Source organism: Ruicaihuangia caeni, assembly GCF_040536845.1.
GTDB lineage: Bacteria > Actinomycetota > Actinomycetes > Actinomycetales > Microbacteriaceae > Ruicaihuangia > Ruicaihuangia caeni.
The window spans coordinates 258,145-279,101 of record NZ_CP159582.1 but is presented as its reverse complement, the minus strand read 5'-3'; the positions used below and the strand labels follow the sequence as shown (position 1 = coordinate 279,101).

Genomic DNA, 20,957 nt, shown 5'->3' with positions numbered 1-20,957 from the left:
GACGCAACCCTCGCCGGAGCTTCGCCCCGGCACCAGTTCGGGATGATGATCACCGCCGGTCGCGCTCCTGCGCGGCGAGCGCGCGTTCCACGCCGGCGAGCGCCTCGATCACGAGTCGCCGCAGCGCGGGCGGTTCGGCGTTCTCCGACAGCCAGGCGCGAGTCGCCTCTACCAACTCACGCGACGCGAGCGGCGCGGGGTAGAGTCCGACGATGATGGTCTCGGCCATGTGGTAGCTGCGTTCGCTCCACACCGCGGCGATCTGGTCGAAGTAGCGCTCGACCAGCGGCTGGAGCAGCGTTGCGTCATTCACGTGCTGGAAGCCGAGCGCGGCGTTGCGCACGATCGCGTTGGGCAGCGAGGTGTCGTTGATCACTGCCTCGAACGCTGCGAGCTTGCCCTCTGCAGTGGCGATCGTCGCGCGCGCTCGGGCTGCGGCCTGCTGGCCATTCGCGGTGTTGTCGGCTTCCAGGGCCTTCGCGATCTCGGCTTCGCCCGCGGCACCGTTGAGCACGAGCCCCTCGAGCAGTTCCCACCCCAGGTCGGTATCGATCGTGAGGCCCTCGAGCGCGATGGCGCCATCGCGCAATCCGCGGAGTGTGTCGACGTGCTCAGAGGTCGAGGCGAGACCCGAGAAGAACTTGACGAACTGGAACTGGGCGTCGCTTCCAGCTTCGGCCTGCTCGGCGAGACGCCAGAGGTCTGTCGCGGCCTGCTCAAGGATTCCCTGGCGCGTTGCCGGATCGACATACAGCCGCACCGTCGTCACCAGCTGATTCAACGTGGTGCGGATGGTCGTCGACTCCGTCTCCGCAGCGATGTTCTGCAGAACAAGACGCACGTAGTCGCTCGGGCGAGTCTCGGCATCCCGCGTCGCATCCCATACCGCGCCCCACACGATCGCCCGCGCGAGCGGCTCATCGATATCGCTCAGGTGCGCGAGCGCGGTCTCGAGCGAGCGCTCGTCGAGGCGGATCTTCGCGTAGGTCAGGTCGTCGTCGTTCAGCAGCACCAGGTCGGGACGGCGGCTGCCGGCGAGCTGAGGCACCTCCGTGCGCTCGCCGTCGACGTCGAGCTCAACGCGGTGCTCGCGAACGAGCTTGCCGTCGCGCAGGTTGTAGAAGCCGATGGCGAGGCGGTGCGGCCGGATGGTGGGGTAGTCGTCAGGCGCGCTCTGGAGCACGGCGAACGAGGTGATGGTCTCGCCGTCGTCTTCGATCTCGGCCCGCAGGGTGTTGACGCCGGCGGTTTCGAGCCAGAGCTTCGACCACTCGCCGAGTTCCCGCCCGCTGGTCGCCTCGAGCTCCACGAGCAGATCGCGCAGCTCGGTGTTGCCCCACTCGTGCTTCTTGAAGTACGCGGCAACGCCGGCGAAGAAGGCATCGCGGCCGACCCAAGCGACGAGCTGCTTGAGCACGCTGCCGCCCTTGGCATAGGTGATGCCGTCGAAGTTGACGAGCACATCCTCGAGGTCGTTGATCTCGGCGACAACCGGGTGCGTCGAGGGGAGTTGGTCCTGGCGATACGCCCAGGTCTTCTCCATCGCCTGGAACGTCGTCCACGCCTCGTGCCACTCGGTCGCCTCGGCGGTGGCGATAGTCGAAGCCCACTCGGCGAACGACTCATTGAGCCAGAGGTCGTCCCACCACTTCATGGTCACGAGGTCGCCGAACCACATGTGAGCGAGCTCGTGCAGGATCGTCACGACGCGGCGCTCCTTGACCGCATCCGTGACCTTGCTCCTGAAGACGTAGGTCTCCGTGAACGTGACCGCGCCTGCGTTCTCCATCGCGCCCGCATTGAACTCGGGCACGAAGAGCTGGTCGTACTTCTCGAACGGGTACGGGTAGTCGAAGTGCTCCTCGAAGTACGCGAATCCCTGCCGCGTCTTCTCGAAGACGTAGTCGGCGTCCATGTACTCCGACAGCGATGCCCGGCAGAACACGCCGAGCGGGATGGTACGGCCGTCGCTGCTGGTGAGCTCGCTCCGCACGACGTCGTACGGCCCCGCGACGAGCGCCGTGATGTACGACGAGATGCGCGGTGTCGGCGCGAACGACCACGTCGCACTATCGCCGCGCACGACCGGCTCGGGAGTCGGCGAGTTGCTGACGACCTGCCAGCGGGCGGGCGCCGTCACCATGAAGCGGAAGGATGCCTTGAGATCAGGCTGCTCGAAGACGGCGAACATGCGGCGGCTGTCGGGCACTTCGAACTGCGAGTACAGATAGACCTCGCCGTCGACGGGGTCGACGAAGCGGTGCAGGCCCTCACCCGTGTTCGTGTACTCGGCATCCGCGAGGATCTCGAGCACGTTCTGCTCGCGCAAGCCGTCGAGTTGCACGCGAGATTCGGCGAACACCGTGCGGGGGTCGAGGGCACGACCGTTGAGCACCACCCTGTGCACTCGACGTGCGATCAGATCGATGAAGGTCGAAGCGCCGGGTTCGGCGGAGAACCGCACAGTGGTCGCCGAAGAGAACACCTCGTCGCTGACCGTCAGGTCGAGCGCCACGTCGTAGCTCGCGACCTCCACGAGGCGCTGTCGTTCCTGCGCTTCCAGACGGGTGAGGTTCTCTCCTGGCACGTGCCTGCTCCTTCGGTGGACGACGTCGAGTGACGGCTTCGACTGACGGCTTCGAGCGAGACGACGCGTCGGCGTGTCGCCGCGATGATCAAGCCTAGCCCGCGAGTCGGACCCTCCAGCAGAAGCGCCGGACCTACCTCACGCCTGCACCCGAGATCGGGGGTGCCGGAGTGCTCAGACGCCTCGGGTACCGTGAACGGCATGGCTGCTCCGACTCGTGTTGATTTCTGGTTCGACCCTTCCTGCCCTTGGGCTTGGATGGCCAGCAGGTGGGTCGACGAGGTGGCTCGGCACCGCGAGGTGGAGATCGACTGGCGGATCATGAGCCTGACAGTGCTGAACGAGAACAACGAGCTCCCCGACGACTACCGGACCATGCTCGACCGGGCCATCCGATACGTGCGGCTCGTGACTGCAGTGCAGGAGCTCCACGGTCGCGAGCTCGTGAAGCCGCTCTACGACGCGCTCGGCGAGCGAATCCACCCGGGTGAGTCCGTCGACGCGGATGCCGTCATCGCCGGTGCACTGGAGGCGCTTGAACTCGACCCCGCGCTCGCCCGGTACGCAGACAGCGACGAGTTCGACGCGCAACTGAGGGCGAGCCATGCCGAGGGCATCGGTCGCGTCGGTCAGGACGTGGGCACGCCGATCATCTCGGTGGACGGGGTGGCGTTCTTCGGCCCTGTGATCTCACCGGCGCCGCGGGGCGACGACGCGCTGCGTCTCTGGGACGGCGTCGTCGCTGCAGCCTCCTACGACGGCTTCTTCGAGCTCAAGCGCTCGCGTACTCGCGGTCCGCAGTTCGACTGACCGTTCCGGTCGAGGCGGTTGCCGCGGATGCGGTCTGCTCGGCGACGCGCTCGGCATCGACGAACTGGTGTGCGAGTTCGATGCCGCGCTTCAGCAGTCGGCGGAGTCGGGCATCGTTGTCATCCACACAGGCCAGCGCGATGCCGTCGACCGCGCTCTGCACGAGGCACCGGCAATGGCGCGCCGACATTTCGCGGGGCAGCTTGCGCAAGTACCGGCCAAGGAAACCGCGCGCCCACCGCTCGGCCGCTGGAGCCGAGCTGAACGCAGCGTGAAGCCTGCTCCGCATGTCGTCGGGCATGCCGCCTTGCGCATCCAGCGTTGCCTCGAGCACGAGCGCTCCGACCGCGAGCGAGCGCTGCCGCTCTTCGAACGCCACCGGGAGCGCTGCTGCCGAGGCCTCGACCGCGAGCAGCATGTCGAGCCGCACATCGTCGCTCGTCAGGCCGATGACCGACGGGATCATGGGCGCCAACTCGCTGCGCGCGGCGTCGCTCGTGCAGTCATTCACCATGCGCGCGAGATTCGCGAGCCCCGCGTGCGTGCACTTCGGATGATCGCTCCATCGCTCGCCCGCAAGGTACGATGCGAACTCCATGAAGCAAGCGCCGCGGCGCGGATTCCTGTGTCGACCGGCCGAGAGTATCGGCATGAGCGGTGACATCGTCGTCGGGTTCATCTGAGCCACCTCCGCTAGGGGCGTGTGCGTCATACCAATGTGCTCCTTTCGGGGGCCAAGATCAATGGTTCTCGGCCTCAGTTCGCTGAGTGATCGCCGTGTGCTCACCGGCTCCGCGAGTGATGCCGACGTGCGAACGCAGAGGGATCGCGAGCGGTGCGCCCCGGCATCCGGAGCAGCCGGCTCGCCCGGTACCGCTGCATAGACTTGGGCCCATGCGCATCCACATCGCCACCGACCACGCCGGTCTGGAGTTCAGCCGCGATCTTCAAGAGCACCTCGAGCGTGAAGGGCATGAGGTCATCGATCACGGGCCGAAGGAGTACGACCCGCTCGACGACTACCCCCCGTTCTGCATCAACGCGGCGCGCGCCGTGGTCGCCGACCAGCGGGCGGGCATCGAGGCGCTGGGCGTCGTGTTCGGCGGCTCGGGCAATGGTGAGCAGATGGCAGCGAACAAAGTCGAAGGCGCGCGCGCCGCACTGGTCTGGAACCACGACACGGCTCGCCTCGCCCGCGAGCACAACGATGCCAACGTCATTTCGATCGGTGCCCGGCAGCACTCGATCGATGAGGCGGTGCTCTTCATCGACGCCTTCATCGCGACCCCGTTCTCCGGGGAGGAGCGCCATGCGCGCCGCATCGCGCAGCTCGCCGAATACGAGACGACGGGCGCGATTGCGGGCCACGAGATCCACTGATGCCCGAGGGTCACTCCGTACACCGCATCGCCCGCCAGTTCGCCGAGCACTTCGTCGGGCACACTGTGCGCGCCTCGTCGCCGCAAGGGCGGTTCGCCGCCGGCGCGGCGAAGATCGATGGGCGAGTGATGACCGATGCCCGAGCGGTCGGCAAGCACATGTTCCTGGAGTTCGAGGACGGCGACTGGCTCAGGGTGCACCTGGGCATGTACGGCGCCTGGGACTTCACGGGCGACGTCACGGTGTCTACCACGGCAACGCTGGCTGACGACGATGCGGAGGGTGCCGAAGGACGCTCGGACGACGATTCCGGTGATGGGTCGCCCGATCGGTCCGCTGGTTCTCCCATCATCGACGCCGCTGCAGAGGACTCGCTGCACAGCATCGGAGCACCGCGACGCACGCGGCTGCGAATGGCGGAGCACGAGAAGCAGGGCGAGGACATCGATGTGTTCCCGCCCGAGCCGATCGGACAGGTGCGCGTGCGACTCCTGACCGAGTCGTCGTGTGCCGACCTCCGGGGACCGACCGCCTGCGAGGTCATCACGGTCGATGAGGTGGCAGCGGTGATCGCTCGGCTCGGCCCCGACCCGCTCGTCGACAGCCCCGAGGGGGGCGAGGAACGGTTCACCGCCGCCGTTCGCAGACGAGCGACCCCGATCGGCGTGCTGCTCATGGACCAGTCGATCGTGAGCGGGATCGGCAACATCTATCGCGCGGAACTGCTGTTCCGTGCCGGCCTCGACCCGCACACCCCGGGGAAGCAGGTGCCCGAGGACTTGGTCAGGGAGTTGTGGCGCGACTGGACGAGGCTCTTGGTCGACGGCGTGCGCGTCGGTCAGATGATGACCATGGACGGACTTGACGAAGAGGCGTATCGGCGCGCGCTCGTGCACCGGGATGACCGGCACTGGGTATATCACCGCGCAGGGTTGCCCTGCAGGGTATGCGGCACGAACATCGCGATGGAACTCGTGGCCGGGCGCAAGCTCTACTGGTGTCCTGTCTGCCAGACCTGAACCTGCCAGATCTGAGCAGGGATGCCGTCTTGCTGCCGCAGCCGCGGATCAGGCGAATTCGCGCATGCGCACCGGCAGGTCGTCGCCCTCGTAGTGGTCGACGGCGCCAGGTGCGAGATGGATCTCGGGGCGACGGTGCTCAAGCCGTTCCGACCAGCTGACGCCGGTCCACCAGCGGAGCAATGACGTGCCCAGCGGGTCGGGATACCAACCTGCGGGGACGGTGGAAACGGGTGCGTCCGAAGACATGACGGGCTCCTAGGGTGAGACCGCGGATGCGGGTATTTCGGGTTCGATCATCTGACCGGCTCGGGGGTGTGCCGGTCTTCGGGATGGGCGGGTGTTTCGCGTGAATCTCGCGTGACCCGGGGTGGGTGCGGTCTTGCGAGTGCGAGCGGCGGGTACCGCTCTCGGGCTTCACGGTGTTCGGGTGGGAAACACAACGTGAATGTTGCTCCAATAGTAGATCCGAAGTCGAGCGCTCGACAACATCTCATCGGCGTGTCGCGGTGCCTCGACGCGGCCCCGGAACTGCGTACGCTGATGCCATGTGCGGCCGCTTCGCAGTCGATGACGAGGTCAACGAGATGATCGCCGAGTTCGTTTGGCAGACCGGCGCGAGGCCGGAGGACTGGCGCCCCGGCTGGGTCTCCTCGTACAACGTCGCACCGACGCAGCAGATTCCGGTACTGGTGGAGACCCTGGCCGATCGGCACGACCCGGCGAGCGCGGTCATACGTCGAGCAGAGGCGGCGCGGTGGTCCCTGATCCCTGGGTGGTCACGCGACGGAAAGCTGAAGTTCCCCACGTTCAATGCGAGGGCGGAAACGGCGGGCTCGCAGTCCATCTGGAAAGACTCGGTCGTGAGCAGACGGGCGCTCGTGCCCGCAGCCGGCTATTACGAGTGGAAGACCGAGGGAAAGCGTAAGACGCCCTATTTCATCCGGCATCCGGAACACCCGATCGCCTTCGCCGGGCTCTATTCGTGGTGGAAGGGCACCGGAGAGTGGCAGCTCACCGCGTCGATCCTGACCATGCCCGCGACCGATCAGCTTGAGTGGATCCACCCTCGGAACCCGATGCCGCTCCCTCATGAGGCCTGGGATTGGTGGCTCGACCCGACAGCACCCGGCGACCAGCGCATGGTCGATGAGGCGGTGCGGATGTCGCAGGCACAAGCGCAGCAGTTGACCGCGCACGAGGTCGCTCCGCTGAGCGGCGACGGCCCGAGCCTGATCGAGCCCGTGAACTCGCTCTAGGGCGTCCAGTCGATGGGGTCGCCTGTCAGCGAAGGGCCGCGAAGCGCAGGGCCATCGACTTCAGGTTGTTGAGCCGCTGCTCGTAGCGCGCCGCGAGCACGATGAGCAGAACGCCGCCGGCGCCGAGCCACAGCCACCACGGCACTGCTTCGTAGACGGTGCGCAGTTGCGGGAGGAACGTCGCGATGCCGTGCACGAGCGCGGCCGCGACTCCGATGGCGAACGGCGACTGCAGGCGGCGGGTGACCCCGACGACGATCGCCGCCACGGCGATCACTCCGATGCCCACCAGCCGCCACAATGGGCGATCATCGACCGTCGCGACAAGTGAGGGCACGAGAATCGCGAGCAGCCCTGGCGCGAGCCACGGCCACGAACCCGCTTCCGGATCGCGAAGCATTCGCACCGCGCCCGCGAGCAGGAGCGCCGTTCCGAGCGGCACGGTGACGAGCTCGATCGGTTCGACGACGACGAGCGCGATCACTGCCGTGACGGCAGCCAGGCCGATCGCGGGCCAGCCGACCCAGCGTTCGAAGGGGGCGCGGTCGCGAACGACGGAGAGCACGTGCACCGCGCCGAGCGCCGACACGAGGAGGAGTGCGCGAGCGTCCCCGGCCGAGGCATCGAATGCGCTCGCTTCACCGATAGTTGCGGCGACCATCGCCAGCGCCAGCAGTCCGGATGCTGCGACCGGCCTCCCGATCGAGAACCGGTGGACAGCGGCGAACTGGTCGTCCCGGCCGACTCGTTCCCTGTCGAACGCGAGGTCGAGTGCTTGAGCGAGTGCGAGTGATGCGAGCACCAGCACCGCCACGAGCGCCAGCAGCCACCAGTCGCGCTCGAGGTCGGCCGGATGGGACAGGAGCGCCCGCGCGAGCGCAGTCGAGGTCGCGCCAGCCGCGCCGGCCGCCAGGGCGGCAGCGTGCCACTCGGTCACGACGCCCTGCAGCGCCGAGCCCGCGAGGAGCAGCAGCCCGCTCACACCGAAGAGCACGATGGCCGGCAGCGCCGCGCCGTCGGCGTAGTCGGCTGCGAGCGGGAGGATGCCGACGAGCGCTCCGGCCAGTGCGATCAGGGCACCCGCGCGGTGCGCGCCGCGGCGCCGGGCGATGAGCACGCCGGCGGCGATCAATGACCCCGCGAGCGGCAGCAGATATGGCTCTAATGCGGCCACGTGAGCGTCTCGGAGGCGCCACCACATCCCAGCGAGGGTGAGCGCCAGCGCCAGCCATCCGAGATGGCGGCGTTGCGAGGCCGACGCGAAGAGGCCGTCGCGATCGATCGCAAGCAAGAGCACGGTGACGCCGCTGAGAACGAGGACCAGCCACAGGGCGCTCGAGCCTGCAGCTGCAGCAGCCGCGAGCGCCGGCAGCGCGACGATCGCGACACCGGCATCCTTCGACCAGCGGGGAAGAGCTTCTCGCCCAAGCGTGTGCGCGGCGAGCGACCCGGCCGCGGCGACGAGCGCAGCGCTGCTCGATGCGATCGTCTCGAAGAACACCGCATCAGGCATGAGCCGGGCGAACTCGCCGGCAGCGAGTGCCAGTGCCGGCGCCAGGGCGGTCGATGCCGCGAGCCGTTCGGGACGGAGCTCCGGTTGGGTGCGGTCTCCTCCACGAAGCCACACCAGGATGGCCGCGATCAGCGCGAGTGCGATCACGAGTCCGACGCCGGGCTCGGGCAGTATCAACGTTTCGCGTGCCGTCTGGGGCAAGGAGCGCGCGATCACTGTCGCAAGGGAGACCGTCACCGCCGCAGAGGATCCCGCCAGCCAGAAGACGACACGCCGATCGGCGGTGCCCGGCATCCACGCCGCCCCGAGGCCGAAGAGCAGGGTGGCCATGATGCTGGCGAAGCGCAGACGATCGACCGCATCCACACCAGGGAGGAGCGCTTCACCGAATGCGAGGTGCGCCGCCGCCATCGCTGCGCTGCCGACCAGGAAGACGACACCGACACCGGTCACGATCGGCGGTGCCCAGTTCGACTGCGTGCGCCAGCGGATGCCGAGCAGCACGAGCAGCACGACGACCGATTGGACCCACCAGGTGTCGCGGCTCGACCAGCATGCGGCATATGCCAGGGCCGTCGCTGTGATCGCCATCGCCATGAGCGGCATGCGCCACGAGGCCTCGCGCCTCCAGAGGGGAGCGGCGAGCAGCGATGCGAGCGCGATGGTCGACCAGCCCGCGAGCCTCGCCCAGAGCGGTTCGGCGATCGGCACCGCGGTCACAGCGAGCAGGGCGCCCCACCAGAGCACCAGGGGGAACCGGTGCTGGAGCGCCCCCGTGAGCCGCCACAGGACCGCCGCCATCGTGAGCGAGCCGAGCATGAAGAGCAGCGACCACGCCAAGTCTTCGAGGGGACCGCTCATCACGACGTCGGCGGGCTCGCGCCACGGGAAGGCAAGACCGAGCGCCGCGGCACGCAACGATTCCAGGACTGCGGTTCCGATCGGCTGGATCGCAGCGAGACCCGCGACCACTGTCGCGGCTATCGATGCCGCGGCGAAGACGCGCCTCGCTGTTCCGTGACGCGTTCCGGCCACCGCATCGAGCGCGAGGGCGATGATGACGGCGAGCAGGGGCGGCACGAGGAGCGGGTAGGGCGCCCAGCCGGTATCCAGCGGCAGCGCGGATGCCGCGACGGCGGCGCCGGCCACCGCGCCGAACGCGAAGGCGAAGGCGCGCGCGATCTGCGCTCCTGTCCGCCGATTCGCCTTCCGTCGTTCCGCGATATCGCTGCCGCTCGCCGATGCCTCAGACGGCGCAGACCACCCAGAGGCCCCAGACGACTCTGACGCGGGGCCGCTCGGAGGCACCGTCGAAGCGTCGCTGATGCGCAGCGCGACGACGGTGTGCGCAGCCGACACGGCGGCGACAGCGAGCAGCGCGACCAAAGGTGTGTAGCGCGGGTCGCCCACAAAGGCCGCACTCATCGCTGCGACCACCACCGCGAGCAGCGTCTGACCGAGCACGATCGTGCGCTCGGTCGTCTTCGGTGTGAGCGTCCACGCGAACCCGGCGACCGCTGCGACGATCGAGCCGGCGAACAGACGGTCCGGGAAATCGGTGAAGCCAACGCCGAGGCCGAGCAGCGCGACACCGGGCAGCAGGAATGCGAATCCGGCGAGGCTCGGCACGCGCAAGCCTGACAGTCGATTCCACACGACTGCGGCGGCCGAGATGATCACGAGCGAGGTGCCCCAGTACTGCAGCCCGTCTGAGGCTGCAGTGCCGAAGAGGTCGTTCTCGCGTATCGCCCAGGCATCGAGATAGGCGAGCACCAGCGCGAACGCGGCGATGCCCTCTGCTGTGGCCGAGAGTCCACGTCTCGCGAGCACATGCGACGTCGCGAATGCGGCGAGCGTCAGACCGCCTACGATCACACTGCGCCACACGAGCCCGAAGTTGATGAACGCGTAGACGAGGAAGAAGATCGCCGCGATCGAGAGCAGCGTGACGCCGACGACCAGCAGGGCGACCTGCACGCTCGAGCGGCGGGGGAGCTCCGCATCCTGAGCGCTGTGCATGCGAGGGAGGGGCTGTGGCGGCACGGCGAACCCGGCCGGGGGAGTGAACGTCGGCGCCGCGCTCGCTGGGGCTGATGCGGCAACCGGCGGGGCCGTGGCCGCCCCGGTGGCCGAGGCAGGAGCAGCTGGCATCTCGCTCTCCGGCATCGCGACCGAGAACGCCGCCGTCGGAGCGGCGGGCAGCGGCGACGCGGCAGCGGTCATTCGCTGCGAGGTCTCGAAGCGGATGCGGCCGATCACTCCGGCACGGCGGTCCAGCGCCGCCGCCGCGTCCTGTGACGCCTCGAGGAGGTCACGGGCGGCGGGGTGCGCAAGGTCGAGCCCGCATGCGCGGCACAGCGGTCCCTGCAAGCGATTGAAGCAGGCCGGGCAACTGGCAGTGTCACGCAATTGCTCGGGGCTGCTCGGCATCGTCAACGGCGCGGCAAAGCGCTCGAAGCCGTGCGGATCGGTCACTCGATTCCCCCCCCATTCGCGGCGTCACGTCCGCCATCACGTTAGCGGCAGGGCGAGTGGTGGCACGGGGCCCGCGAGGTCGCGCTGGGGAACGCGAAGTGGGAGCGCTACTCCACCGAGCTGCGAGCGTCGACGTCGTCCATATCGCCGGTCTCGACCTCGCCCGATCTCTGGTACTTCAGCGACACCGCTCCCTTGTCGAAGCTGCGGGCCGGTTCCACGAGGCTGAAGGATGCCGGGATCGTGCCGGTTCCGAAGAAGCGCTTTCCCTGGCCGAGCGTGATCGGATACAGCCACAGGTTCAGTCGGTCGACCACGTCTTCCGTGAAGAGTGATCGCAGCAGATCACCGCTGCCGAAGAGATGGACTTCGTCGTACTGCTCCCGAAGGTGCGCCGCGGCCATCGCATGCGGAAGCACGGTCGTCCCGGCCCACTCCGGCTCGCCGAGTGTCGTTGAGACCACGTACTTCGGCACCGCGTTGAATTTCGCGGCAACTGGGTGGTCATCACTCATCTTCGGCCAGTACGAGGCGAAGATGTCGTACGTCTTGCGGCCGAGCAGGAGCGCGTCGAGCCGCTGGATCTGCTCCCCGATCGACTCGCCCGAGGCCTCATCGGCGAACGGCGCCTGCCAACCTCCGTATTCGAACCCGTCCTCGCGGTCCTCGTCCACGCCGCCTGGCGCTTGGTACACGCCGTCGAGCGTGAGGAACATGTTCGCGACGATGATGCCCATGGCTGGTCCCTTCGGCCGGGCAGGGGGCGTCTGCCTCCTCCACCGAACTCAGCCTGCACGCGCGCAGCCGGTCCGTCCAGTGCCGAACGGTCCTGTCCGCGAGAGTGCGAAACGAGGGCGCCCCAGGTTCCATGTGCGGAACCTGGGGCGCTGGCTCCCGCTCCAGTGAGCGGGTCGACGTTCGACTACTTGGCCGCGTTCTCCGCGAAGCTGCTGTCGAAGATCGCGTTGATCTCAGGCTTGCTCTCGATCACTCCCTGATCGGCGAGGATGTCGACAGTCTTCTGCCACTTCTCGGCGTTCATAGCACCGAGTCCGAGCTCATCGGTCTCCGCGCTCTCGAAGGTGAAGTCGATGTCGGCCTGGAGCTGCTTCAGGAAGATGTCGGTCTTGCCCTTCAGCTCGCTCGACGATGCGGCGGTGATCTCGGCGGCCTTCTCCGGGTTGTCGATGACCCACTGGAATGCCTTCAGGTAGGCGTTGGTGAACCGCTGCACCAGATCGGGGTTCTCATCGATGAGCTTGGCACTGGTGAACATGCCAGACCCGTAGACGTCGTAGCCGTTCTCGGAGCCGTGCAAGATGCTGAGGCTGCCCTCGCCGCCGGCCTTGGCCTCGAGCTCAGGCACCTCCGCGTCGATGTAGCAGATCACCGCATCCACCTGCTTGGTGAGCAGGTAGCTCTCGTAGGGAGGGGTGACCGTCAGCTCGTTGACGTCGGCCTTGGTCAGGCCGTTCGCAGCAAGCAGCGCCTGCCAGAAGATGTACGTCGATCCCGCGGGGTGAACACCGATGTTCTTGCCCTTGAGGTCGTCGACGCTGTTCAGCTCGAGGTTGTCGGCGAGCGAGCACATCGACAGCGGCGAGACCTGGTTCACGGCGGCGAGCGCCGTGACCTCAGCGCCCTGCGTGTTGGCCGTGGCGAGCGTCGGGAGGTCGCCGAAGCCGAAGTCGGCCTGACCGCCCGCGACGATGCGCATCGCGTCGGGCGAGCCGGTGCCCTTGATGATGTCGTCGACCACGATGCCCTCTTCCTCGAAGAAGCCCTGGTCTTTGGCGACGAAGAACATCGCGTGGTTGCCGCGCACCACGTAGTCGAGCTGGACCGTGACGTGGTCCATCTCCTTCGCGGCGTCAGGGTTCTCCGCTGAACCCTGGTCGGATGCCGCACAGCCGCTCAGAACGAGGCCGCTGAGCGCCACGGCGGCGAGGCTGCCGATGAGGCGTCGTGACATAGGTGTCTCCTTTGGTGATGGTGAGGGGTGTTGCTGGATGGGTGCTATTCGCTACTGGACCTGGGTGGTGCGCACGTGGGGGTAGAAGCGTGCGACGAGCAGCTCGAGCCAGAAGATCGCGTAGTAGAGCACGAGCCCGAGCACCGAGATCACGACGAGTGCCGCGAACATCAGCGGGGTGTCGAGCTGGGTCGATGCGAACTGGATCAGGTACCCGAGCCCCGATGACGCCCCCGAGAACTCGGCCACGACAGCGCCGATCACACACAGAGTGATCGCGATGCGAAGTCCGGCCATGAGATAGGGGAGCGACGTCGGGAACTGCACCTTCGCCAGGAACTGGCTGCGCGACGAGCCGACCGACTTGGTCAGCAACTGCAGATCCGGGTCGAAGCTCTTGAGGCCGACGATCATGTTCAGCGTGATCGGGAAGAACGCGATCACGACGATCAGCCAGAGCTTCGGGGTCAGGCCGTAGCCGAACCAGAGGATGAAGATCGGCGCGAGCGCCACCTTGGGCACGACTTGGAAGAGCACGATCAGCGGGTAGAGCGCGCGGTCGAGCCACTTGAAGCGGACGACGAGGAGCGCGAGGCCGACGCCCAGCAGAATGCTCAGCACGAAGCCGTAGACGATCTCCTGGGTGGTGACCCAGCTGGCCTCCATGAGGAGATCCCACGACGCGATGGTCTCCATGACGATCTCGCTCGGCTTCGCGATGATGAAGCTCGAGATGTCGAAGATCACGACGATCGCTTCCCACGCGATCAGGACGGCCGCGAAGAGCGTGACGCTCGGCCAGAGCGCCGACCAGCGTTCGGCGATGCGCTGCCCCGCGCTCGGCCCGTGAGCGGAGCGGCGCACGGCGATGGTGACGGTGTCGGTGCTCATGCGGAGATCCTCGCTTCCTCAACGTTGCGGTCGAGCTCTTCGTGCAGCACCCGTTCGTACTCGAGGAATTGCGCACTCGTAGTCGAACGCGGCCCGGGCAGATCGATGTCGACGCTGAGCGAGATGCGTCCGGGGTTCGCGTTCATCACGTGCACCGTCTGCGACAGGAACACGGCCTCGGGGATCGAGTGAGTGACGAACACGACCGTCTTCTGGGTACGGGTCCAGATGTCGTAGAGCGCCTCGTTCATCTGGTCGCGCGTGATCGCGTCGAGCGCTCCGAAGGGCTCGTCCATGAACAGGATGCTGGGGTCGAGCGCCAGTGCGCGTGCGATCGAGACTCGCTGCGCCATACCGCCCGACAGTTCGTGGGGAAGCTTGTTCTCGGCGCCCCTGAGCCCCACGAGCTCGAGAGCCTGAGCGGCGCGTTCCTTCGCCGTGCGCTTTGTGGCGCGGTCGCCGGTCATCTCGATGAGGAACGCGGCGTTCTCGAGCGCGGTCTTCCACGGAAGGAGCGCTGGCTTCTGCTGCACCAGGCCGATCTGGCCCTCGGCGACCGCGCGGGCGACGGGAGTGCCGCCGATGAGCACGGTGCCGGCGGTCGGATCCTGGAGCCCTGCAAGGATCTTCAGCAGCGTGCTCTTGCCGCAGCCGGAGGGTCCGAGCAGTGAGACGAAACCGCCCGGCGCGATATCGACGTCCACTGCTGAGAGCACATGATGAGTCATACGATTCCGCGTGAAGGTCATATCGATCCCTTCAGCGAAGATGCCACTGGCCGTCACCCAGATCCTCCTTGATTCCGGTCTACGCTCCGACGATTCTATGCGACTGTTCTCGCATTGCAAGACAGAACATGCACCATGTGAGAGAAACAAACGAAAATCGCTCAGTATCCCGAATCGGGTGAGTTGCCGGTTTCTCGGCTTGGGGGCGCGTCGACGCCTGGGGCGCAGGCCGTCTGGGCTTGGTAGTGCGCGCACGCCGGCCAGTTCTGCCATCGCTGGCGAGAGTTCCTGCTGTGCGTAGCGTCGCGAAGTCTGGCCGAGGCGGTATCAAGAGCGGTTCGTGCGCGAAGCCCGCTTGCGGGTCAGCCTTGGAAATCCTCGGGGTCGACGTCTTCGAGGAACTGCTTGAACTCCGCAAGCTTCTCTTCCTCGCTCTCGACGCGCGCGGCGTCTGCGGGGATGCTCGCCTCTTCGAAGACCTCATCCGCCACCCAGATCACGGCGCCCGTGCGCAGCGCCAAACCGATGGCATCGGAGGGGCGGGCGTCGAGGATCTGCCGACCGGCTGGGCCCTCGAGGGTCACTTCCGCGTAGAACGTGCCCGCGTCGATCCGCGTCACCTCGACTTGCTCCACAGAGGCGTCGAGCGCGTCGAGCATGCTCTTCATGAGGTCGTGTGAGAGAGGGCGAGGCGCTTCGGCGCCCTGCGCGGCGATGACGATCGACGTCGCCTCCTGCGCTCCGATCCAGATCGGCAAGAACCTCTCCTCGCCGTCGACCGACGTCAGAGGCTGCAAGAGGACGACAGGCTGCGCGTTCACATCCACTGCGACGCCGACCACACGAACTTGAACCATGAGGGCGCCTCCTCGACATCCCGGGTGTCGCTCGTAGGGTAAGCGCCCACCCTGAAACCCGCCAGAACCTTCGGTCCTTCCAGGGATGCCGCGAGCCTGCACTCTGTTCGTCGCCGAGTTCGGTGCGGTCGCTCCGCCGCTGCACTTGAACGAGCGAGGTCTTGAACGAGCGAAGGCCGCCACAGGGGCGACCTTCGTCAGTGTGGAGGGGCTGACGGGAATCGAACCCGCGTCATTAGTTTGGAAGACTAAGGCTTTACCATTAAGCTACAGCCCCGAATTTTATTCGATTTTCGTTCGCAGCGCGGTTCCGCGCAAGTGCGAAGGCAAGCCTACTGCATGGCCAGGCGTCGCTTCGACGATGACAGCATCCGGCCGACGTCACGTTTCGGTGCAAGATGGACTGGCGCGCTCATTGGTGCTCCTCCGCTAGACTTGCCGAGGCCGATTTTCGGGTGGTGCAGTCGCAAGCGTGGCGCAGCGCCGTGGATCGCCAGCAGCACCGGCGCCGGGGCGTAGCTCAGCTTGGCTAGAGCGCCCGCTTTGGGAGCGGGAGGCCGCAGGTTCGAATCCTGTCGCCCCGACCAACCCAGCTTTCGCTAGACACAGGAGAACCCGCATTGGCCAACACCACGGTTGAGAAGCTGAGCCCCACGCGCGCGAAGCTCACCATCACTGTCACGCCCGAAGAGCTCAAGCCGAGCATCGACCACGCGTACAAGCACATCGCCGAGCAGGTGACGATCCCCGGGTTCCGCAAGGGCAAGGTGCCGGCCCCGATCATCGATCAGCGTGTCGGTCGCGGCGAGGTGCTCAACCACGCCGTCAGCGAGGGGCTGGAGCGCTTTTACCGCGACGCCGTCGCCGAGCAGGAACTGCGCACCCTCGGTCGTCCCGAGGCCGACATCACCCAGTGGCCGAACGAGAAGGACTTCTCCGGCGACTTGATCGTGACCGTCGAGGTCGACGTGCGTCCCGAGTTCGAGCTGCCCTCGTATGACTCGATCGAGCTCAAGGTCGACTCCGTCGAGGTGACCGACGCCGATGTCGAGTCGGAGCTCGACGCGCTGCGCGCCCGCTTCGGCACCCTGGTCACCGTCGACCGCCCGGCCAAGAGCGGCGACTTCGTTCAGGTCGACCTTGTCGCAACCATCGAAGGCACCGAGGTCGACACCGCGAACAACGTCAGCTACGAGCTCGGCTCGGGCGAGTTGCTCGAAGGCATCGATGAAGCCCTCGACTCGCTCACCGCCGGAGAGAGCACGACCTTCGAGTCGAAGCTCGTCGGTGGCGACCACGCCGGCAAGACCGCCGAGATCGCCGTGACGCTCAACGCCGTCAAGGAGCGCGAGCTTCCCGAGGCCGACGACGACTTCGCGCAGATCGCGAGCCAGTTCGACACCATCGACGAGCTCAAGGCAGACCTGCGCGAGCAGGCCAAGTCGATGAAGACCTTCGGTCAGGGCTCCCAGGCACGCGACCAGCTCGTCGAGAAGCTGCTCGAGCTGGTCGAGATCCCCGTGCCCGAGAAGCTCATCGAAGACGAGGTGCACCGTCACCTCGAGCAGGAGAACCGACTCGAAGACGACGAGCACCGCGCCGAGGTGGCCGAGTCGAGCGAGAAGACGTTCCGCAACCAGATCCTGCTCGACGCCATCGCCGAGAAGGAAGAGGTCAAGGTCGGCCAGGCCGAACTCACCCAGTACCTCATCCAGAGCGCGGCGCAGTACGGCATGGAGCCGAGCGAGTTCGTGCAGGCGCTGTCGCAGAACAACCAGATTCCCGCGCTCGTCGGTGAGCTGGCCCGTTCGAAGGCGCTCTCGGTCGTGCTGAGCAAGGTCAAGGTCGTCGATGACAAGGGCGAGCCCGTCGACCTGTCGGCCTTCACCGCGGCGGCCACCGAGAACCCGGACGACGTCATCGACGCCTCCGAGTTCGAGGGTGACGAGCATGAGGGTCACGACCATGAAGGTCACGAGCACTGATCCGTTCCTGAATTGAACGTTGCGAAGGCGGTCCGGGGCAACCGGGCCGCCTTCGCTCTTCTCGGCCTCGCAGCCGCCGCGAGTCGTCATGCTGCGTCATGACCGGATGCTGCGGCATCCGGTCGGCGTAATGTTCGTGGGATGACTGCCACACCGAGTGCACCCTCCGGCGCAGAGCGCCCCGACAAGCACGCGCCCGCATCCCTTCGGCCGCTCACCCAGGCGGTGCACGCCGGCAACCGCATCGACGAGGGCACTCGTGCCGTTCGAACCCCGCTCGTCATGGCGAACTCGTACGCGCTGCCCGACGATCCGAGCTCGATCAGCTGGTCATCGCCCGAGCACACCCTGTACACGCGCAACGGAGGCTTCAACCAGAAGGCGCTCGAAGAGAAGCTCGCGCTCCTCGAGGGCGCCGAGGCCGCCGTGTCGCTCGCGAGCGGTGTCGCCGCCTTGCACGCCGTGTTCTTCACCTTCCTGCGCTCGGGCGACCACGTCGTCGTCACCGATCAGAGCTACGAGGCCACCTGGCGGCTGTTCACCGAGCTGCTCCCAGAGAAGTACGGCATTCAGGCGACCTTCGTCGACACCGGCGATCTGGATGCCGTGCGGCAGGCCGTCCGGCCGAACACCCGTCTCATCCACACCGAGACGATCGCCAACCCCACGACGCGCGTCGCCGACATCGGCGCGCTCGCCACCATCGCGCACGAGGCCGGAGCACTGCTGTCGGTCGACTCGACGTTCACCCCGCCGCCGCTCGCGAGACCGCTCGCCGACGGAGCCGACCTCGTGGTGCACTCGCTGACGAAGTACATCAATGGTCACGGCGACGCGATGGGCGGAGCGGTGCTCGGCCGCGGCGAGCTCGTTGCGAGAGTTCGTGCCGATGCCATGGTCGATGTCGGGGGAGTGATCAGTCCGTTCAACGCTTGGCTCATCGTGCGGGGGTCCGTGACGCTGCCGCTTCGGCTGAGACAGCATGTCGCCTCCGCGCAGCGGGTCGCCGAGTTCCTCCACGCCGACCCTCGCGTGGCGTTCGTCGCATACCCGGGGCTGCCGTCGCATCCGCAGTACGAGCTCGCGAAGCGGGTGCTGCCGAACGGCGGGGGAGCGATGCTCGCGTTCGCTGTCGACGGCGACTCCGGCACTCAGAACAGGTTCGTCTCGAACCTGCGGGTGATCACCTCGGCAGTGTCGCTCGGCCACGACGAGACGCTCATCGTGCACGTGGGAACCGACGGTCCCCGCGTGACCGCCTATCCAGACCCGTTCAAGCGGTATGGGCACCTGCGGCTCTCCGTCGGGCTCGAGGACCCCGAAGATCTCATTGCAGACATCATGGCGGCGCTCGACGCGACGTTCTGACGCGACATCCGTATTCGGGGATGCCGCTTTGCCTTGGGCGAACACGGCGGAGCACGCGCGTTGGAGTCGATAGATTCGAAGCAAGCGACGATCGAATGGAGCTTCTCCCATGGCCGAACCGACACTGCAACCCAGTGTTTTTGACCGACTGCTGAAAGACCGCATCATCTGGCTCGGCTCCGAGGTGCGCGACGACAACGCCAACGAGATCGCCGCGAAGCTGCTGCTGCTGGCCGCCGAGGACTCCGAGAAGGACATCTACCTCTACATCAACTCGCCGGGCGGCTCGATCACCGCAGGCATGGCGATCTACGACACCATGCAGTTCGTGCCGAACGACATCGTGACGGTCGGCATCGGTATGGCCGCATCCATGGGCCAGTTGCTGCTCACGGCAGGCACGAAGGGCAAGCGTTACATCACGCCGAACGCCCGCGTGCTGCTGCACCAGCCTCACGGCGGCTTCGGCGGCACCGCGAGCGATATTCAGACCCAGGCGCAGCTGATCCTGAACATGAAGCAGCGTCTTGCCGAAATCACCGCTGCGGCGACCGGCAAGTCGGTCGAGCAGATCAATGCCGACGGCGACCGTGACCGGTGGTTCACGGCCGAAGAGGCGCTCGAGTACGGCTTCGTCGATCACATCCGGGCGTCTGCCTCCGATGTCATCGGCGGCGGCGGCACCGACACCGACAACCACAAGTAACGGAAGGCGAGAGATCACACAGATGGAAACCCCAACCTTCCGAGCCGCAGGCACGCTGCCGAACTCGCGCTACATCCTGCCGAGCTTCGAGGAGCGCACGGCGTACGGCTACAAGCGCCAGGACCCCTACGCGAAGCTCTTCGAAGACCGCATCATCTTCCTCGGCGTGCAGGTCGATGACGCTTCGGCCGATGACGTCATGGCGCAGCTGCTCGTGCTCGAGAGCCAGGACCCAGATCGCGACATCGTGATGTACATCAACTCGCCCGGTGGATCGTTCACTGCGATGACGGCGATCTACGACACGATGCTCTACATCCGACCGCAGATCCAGACCGTCGTACTGGGTCAGGCCGCGTCGGCGGCCGCCGTGATCACCGCAGCGGGAACGCCCGGCAAGCGGCTCGCGCTGCCGAACGCCCGCATCCTGATCCACCAGCCCGCGATGGGCGAGGCGGGCCGCGGTCAGGCGTCCGACATCGAGATTCAGGCCAACGAGATCATGCGCATGCGCACCTGGCTCGAGGAGACCCTGTCGAAGCACTCGAACCGAAGCGTCGACCAGGTCAACAAGGACATCGACCGCGACAAGATCCTCAGCGCGGAAGACGCGCTCGAGTACGGGCTCATCGACCAGGTGCTCACGAGCCGCAAGAGCGGGCCGCTGGCCATCAACCAGTAGCAATCGTCGAACGAGCTTGACAGACGAGACGGCCGCCGGAGAGTACTCCGGCGGCCGTCTGCTGTTCGAGCTGTTCGCCCGAGGAAGACGCGGCGCGCGTCAGCGCTTCGACGCGGAGCGTCGAACCAGTGCGAAGGTGATGCCTCCCGCGATGAAGAGGAGCGCCACACCGCCGGCGACGAAGAATGGCAGCGTCGAGGGTGCAGCGGCATCGCCCTCCGCGGCGGGGTCCTGCTGGTCGGCCTGTTCGCCATGCTGGTCGTCTGCCTGGTCGCCGTTCGAGCCCACGCAAGCACCGGCCGTCTGCGAGCCGGCAGAAGCCTCGAAATCGCCGTCCGGTGCCCACTCGAAGCTGATGACACCCGAGAGAGGGTGTCCGTCACCAGACACCAATTGGTACGTGAGCGTGTACTCGCCCGGCTCGCCGAGCAGTGCTGGTGCTGTCATCGTGTCGCCAGAGATGGTGGCGCAGCCGTCGCCGTAGTACAGGCCCTCAGCATCCTGCACCACCATGGCGAAGCCATTCCCTTCGCCGCCCAGGTCGAGCAGTTCCTCATCCGCGGTCACCGAGAACTGGTCGGGCAGAGTCGTGAGCACCTCGCCCTCAGACGGCGTCGAGTCGACGACCGTGCTGTGGGCTGCGGCGGGGCCGGCTGCGAGGAGCAGAAGGGCGGCGGATGCCGCGGCGACGGCGAGCGGACGGGACAGGCGTGACATGCGGGTGC

Annotated in this window: 18 protein-coding genes and 2 tRNA genes; 9 read left to right on the top strand and 11 right to left on the bottom strand. The window is 66.8% G+C overall.

What is annotated here, in order from left to right; translation table 11 throughout:
• Positions 1-49 precede the first annotated feature (49 nt).
• Positions 50-2,587, bottom strand: a complete 2,538-nt coding sequence (gene pepN / locus ABV606_RS01295; protein ID WP_353988055.1) for an aminopeptidase N — start codon at positions 2,585-2,587, stop codon at positions 50-52.
• Between the two features lie 201 nt (positions 2,588-2,788).
• Between pepN and ABV606_RS01290 the strand changes: the two genes are divergently transcribed.
• A complete protein-coding gene (locus ABV606_RS01290) occupies positions 2,789-3,397 on the top strand; it encodes a mycothiol-dependent nitroreductase Rv2466c family protein (RefSeq protein ID WP_281487568.1) in 609 nt (202 codons plus the stop codon).
• On the opposite strand, the gene ABV606_RS01285 is transcribed toward ABV606_RS01290, so the two are convergent.
• A complete protein-coding gene (locus tag ABV606_RS01285) occupies positions 3,360-3,995 on the bottom strand; it encodes a hypothetical protein (RefSeq protein ID WP_353988054.1) in 636 nt (211 codons plus the stop codon). The genes ABV606_RS01290 and ABV606_RS01285 overlap by 38 nt on opposite strands.
• 296 nt (positions 3,996-4,291) lie before the next feature.
• Between ABV606_RS01285 and ABV606_RS01280 the strand changes: the two genes are divergently transcribed.
• Positions 4,292-4,777, top strand: a complete 486-nt coding sequence (locus tag ABV606_RS01280; protein ID WP_353988053.1) for a ribose-5-phosphate isomerase — start codon at positions 4,292-4,294, stop codon at positions 4,775-4,777.
• Complete coding sequence (locus tag ABV606_RS01275) at positions 4,777-5,796, top strand: Fpg/Nei family DNA glycosylase (protein WP_353988052.1); 1,020 nt, start codon at positions 4,777-4,779, stop codon at positions 5,794-5,796. The genes ABV606_RS01280 and ABV606_RS01275 overlap by 1 nt, the downstream gene beginning before the upstream one ends.
• A 48-nt stretch (positions 5,797-5,844) precedes the next feature.
• Here the strand turns inward: ABV606_RS01275 and ABV606_RS01270 are convergent, their stop codons facing one another.
• Positions 5,845-6,045 (bottom strand): DUF2510 domain-containing protein, encoded by a 201-nt coding sequence (locus ABV606_RS01270; RefSeq protein WP_281487572.1) that lies wholly within the window; start codon positions 6,043-6,045, stop codon positions 5,845-5,847.
• Positions 6,046-6,344: 299 nt separating this feature from the next.
• Here ABV606_RS01270 and ABV606_RS01265 point away from each other — a divergent pair, with 299 nt between their 5' ends.
• Positions 6,345-7,055 carry an SOS response-associated peptidase gene (locus ABV606_RS01265; RefSeq protein WP_353988051.1) on the top strand — a complete coding sequence of 237 codons (711 nt, stop codon included), beginning with the start codon at positions 6,345-6,347 and terminating at the stop codon, positions 7,053-7,055.
• A gap of 25 nt (positions 7,056-7,080) precedes the next feature.
• Here the strand turns inward: ABV606_RS01265 and ABV606_RS01260 are convergent, their stop codons facing one another.
• The 7 genes from ABV606_RS01260 to ABV606_RS01230 form a co-directional block, all read right to left on the bottom strand.
• Positions 7,081-11,043 (bottom strand): SCO7613 C-terminal domain-containing membrane protein, encoded by a 3,963-nt coding sequence (locus ABV606_RS01260; protein ID WP_353988050.1) that lies wholly within the window; start codon positions 11,041-11,043, stop codon positions 7,081-7,083.
• A gap of 107 nt (positions 11,044-11,150) precedes the next feature.
• Entirely contained in the window at positions 11,151-11,780 is a 630-nt protein-coding gene (locus ABV606_RS01255) for a dihydrofolate reductase family protein (protein ID WP_353988049.1), read from the bottom strand.
• 185 nt (positions 11,781-11,965) lie between these two features.
• Positions 11,966-13,015 (bottom strand): ABC transporter substrate-binding protein, encoded by a 1,050-nt coding sequence (locus tag ABV606_RS01250; protein ID WP_281487576.1) that lies wholly within the window; start codon positions 13,013-13,015, stop codon positions 11,966-11,968.
• A gap of 51 nt (positions 13,016-13,066) precedes the next feature.
• Positions 13,067-13,906 (bottom strand): ABC transporter permease, encoded by an 840-nt coding sequence (locus ABV606_RS01245; protein WP_281487577.1) that lies wholly within the window; start codon positions 13,904-13,906, stop codon positions 13,067-13,069.
• On the bottom strand, positions 13,903-14,691 hold the full coding sequence (locus ABV606_RS01240; protein WP_281487578.1) for an ABC transporter ATP-binding protein: 789 nt from the start codon (positions 14,689-14,691) through the stop codon (positions 13,903-13,905). Before ABV606_RS01240 ends, ABV606_RS01245 begins: the two co-directional genes overlap by 4 nt.
• Positions 14,692-14,996: 305 nt before the next feature.
• Positions 14,997-15,491: a bifunctional nuclease family protein gene (locus tag ABV606_RS01235; RefSeq protein ID WP_353988048.1), complete on the bottom strand. Its 495-nt coding sequence runs from the start codon at positions 15,489-15,491 to the stop codon at positions 14,997-14,999.
• Positions 15,492-15,694: 203 nt separating this feature from the next.
• Positions 15,695-15,768, bottom strand: a tRNA-Gly gene (locus tag ABV606_RS01230).
• A gap of 232 nt (positions 15,769-16,000) precedes the next feature.
• Here ABV606_RS01230 and ABV606_RS01225 point away from each other — a divergent pair.
• The 5 genes from ABV606_RS01225 to ABV606_RS01205 all read left to right on the top strand — a co-directional run bounded on the left by ABV606_RS01225 (position 16,001) and on the right by ABV606_RS01205 (position 20,232).
• A tRNA-Pro gene (locus ABV606_RS01225) sits at positions 16,001-16,078 on the top strand.
• Between the two features lie 33 nt (positions 16,079-16,111).
• The gene (gene tig / locus ABV606_RS01220) at positions 16,112-17,476 is read left to right on the top strand and encodes a trigger factor (RefSeq protein ID WP_353988047.1); all 1,365 of its coding nucleotides are present in this window, start codon (positions 16,112-16,114) and stop codon (positions 17,474-17,476) included.
• Between the two features lie 141 nt (positions 17,477-17,617).
• Positions 17,618-18,844, top strand: a complete 1,227-nt coding sequence (locus ABV606_RS01215; RefSeq protein ID WP_353988046.1) for a trans-sulfuration enzyme family protein — start codon at positions 17,618-17,620, stop codon at positions 18,842-18,844.
• A gap of 109 nt (positions 18,845-18,953) precedes the next feature.
• Positions 18,954-19,550 carry an ATP-dependent Clp protease proteolytic subunit gene (locus ABV606_RS01210; protein WP_353988045.1) on the top strand — a complete coding sequence of 199 codons (597 nt, stop codon included), beginning with the start codon at positions 18,954-18,956 and terminating at the stop codon, positions 19,548-19,550.
• Positions 19,551-19,572: 22 nt separating this feature from the next.
• The gene (locus ABV606_RS01205; RefSeq protein ID WP_281487584.1) at positions 19,573-20,232 is read left to right on the top strand and encodes an ATP-dependent Clp protease proteolytic subunit; all 660 of its coding nucleotides are present in this window, start codon (positions 19,573-19,575) and stop codon (positions 20,230-20,232) included.
• A 99-nt stretch (positions 20,233-20,331) separates the two neighbouring features.
• Here ABV606_RS01205 and ABV606_RS01200 read toward each other — a convergent pair whose 3' ends face one another.
• On the bottom strand, positions 20,332-20,949 hold the full coding sequence (locus ABV606_RS01200) for a copper resistance CopC family protein (RefSeq protein ID WP_353988044.1): 618 nt from the start codon (positions 20,947-20,949) through the stop codon (positions 20,332-20,334).
• Between the last annotated feature and the right edge of the window lie 8 nt (positions 20,950-20,957).

Coding starts and splice junctions, on each gene's coding strand:
- ABV606_RS01255 (WP_353988049.1), bottom strand. CDS start 11,780: ATGGGCATCATCGTCGCGAACATGTTCCTCACGCTCGACGGCGTGTAC.
- ABV606_RS01235 (WP_353988048.1), bottom strand. CDS start 15,491: ATGGTTCAAGTTCGTGTGGTCGGCGTCGCAGTGGATGTGAACGCGCAG.
- ABV606_RS01275 (WP_353988052.1), top strand. CDS start 4,777: ATGCCCGAGGGTCACTCCGTACACCGCATCGCCCGCCAGTTCGCCGAG.
- ABV606_RS01285 (WP_353988054.1), bottom strand. CDS start 3,995: ATGGAGTTCGCATCGTACCTTGCGGGCGAGCGATGGAGCGATCATCCG.
- ABV606_RS01205 (WP_281487584.1), top strand. CDS start 19,573: ATGGAAACCCCAACCTTCCGAGCCGCAGGCACGCTGCCGAACTCGCGC.
- ABV606_RS01290 (WP_281487568.1), top strand. CDS start 2,789: ATGGCTGCTCCGACTCGTGTTGATTTCTGGTTCGACCCTTCCTGCCCT.
- ABV606_RS01210 (WP_353988045.1), top strand. CDS start 18,954: ATGGCCGAACCGACACTGCAACCCAGTGTTTTTGACCGACTGCTGAAA.
- ABV606_RS01215 (WP_353988046.1), top strand. CDS start 17,618: ATGACTGCCACACCGAGTGCACCCTCCGGCGCAGAGCGCCCCGACAAG.
- ABV606_RS01265 (WP_353988051.1), top strand. CDS start 6,345: ATGTGCGGCCGCTTCGCAGTCGATGACGAGGTCAACGAGATGATCGCC.
- ABV606_RS01200 (WP_353988044.1), bottom strand. CDS start 20,949: ATGTCACGCCTGTCCCGTCCGCTCGCCGTCGCCGCGGCATCCGCCGCC.
- ABV606_RS01270 (WP_281487572.1), bottom strand. CDS start 6,045: ATGTCTTCGGACGCACCCGTTTCCACCGTCCCCGCAGGTTGGTATCCC.
- ABV606_RS01245 (WP_281487577.1), bottom strand. CDS start 13,906: ATGAGCACCGACACCGTCACCATCGCCGTGCGCCGCTCCGCTCACGGG.
- ABV606_RS01280 (WP_353988053.1), top strand. CDS start 4,292: ATGCGCATCCACATCGCCACCGACCACGCCGGTCTGGAGTTCAGCCGC.
- ABV606_RS01250 (WP_281487576.1), bottom strand. CDS start 13,015: ATGTCACGACGCCTCATCGGCAGCCTCGCCGCCGTGGCGCTCAGCGGC.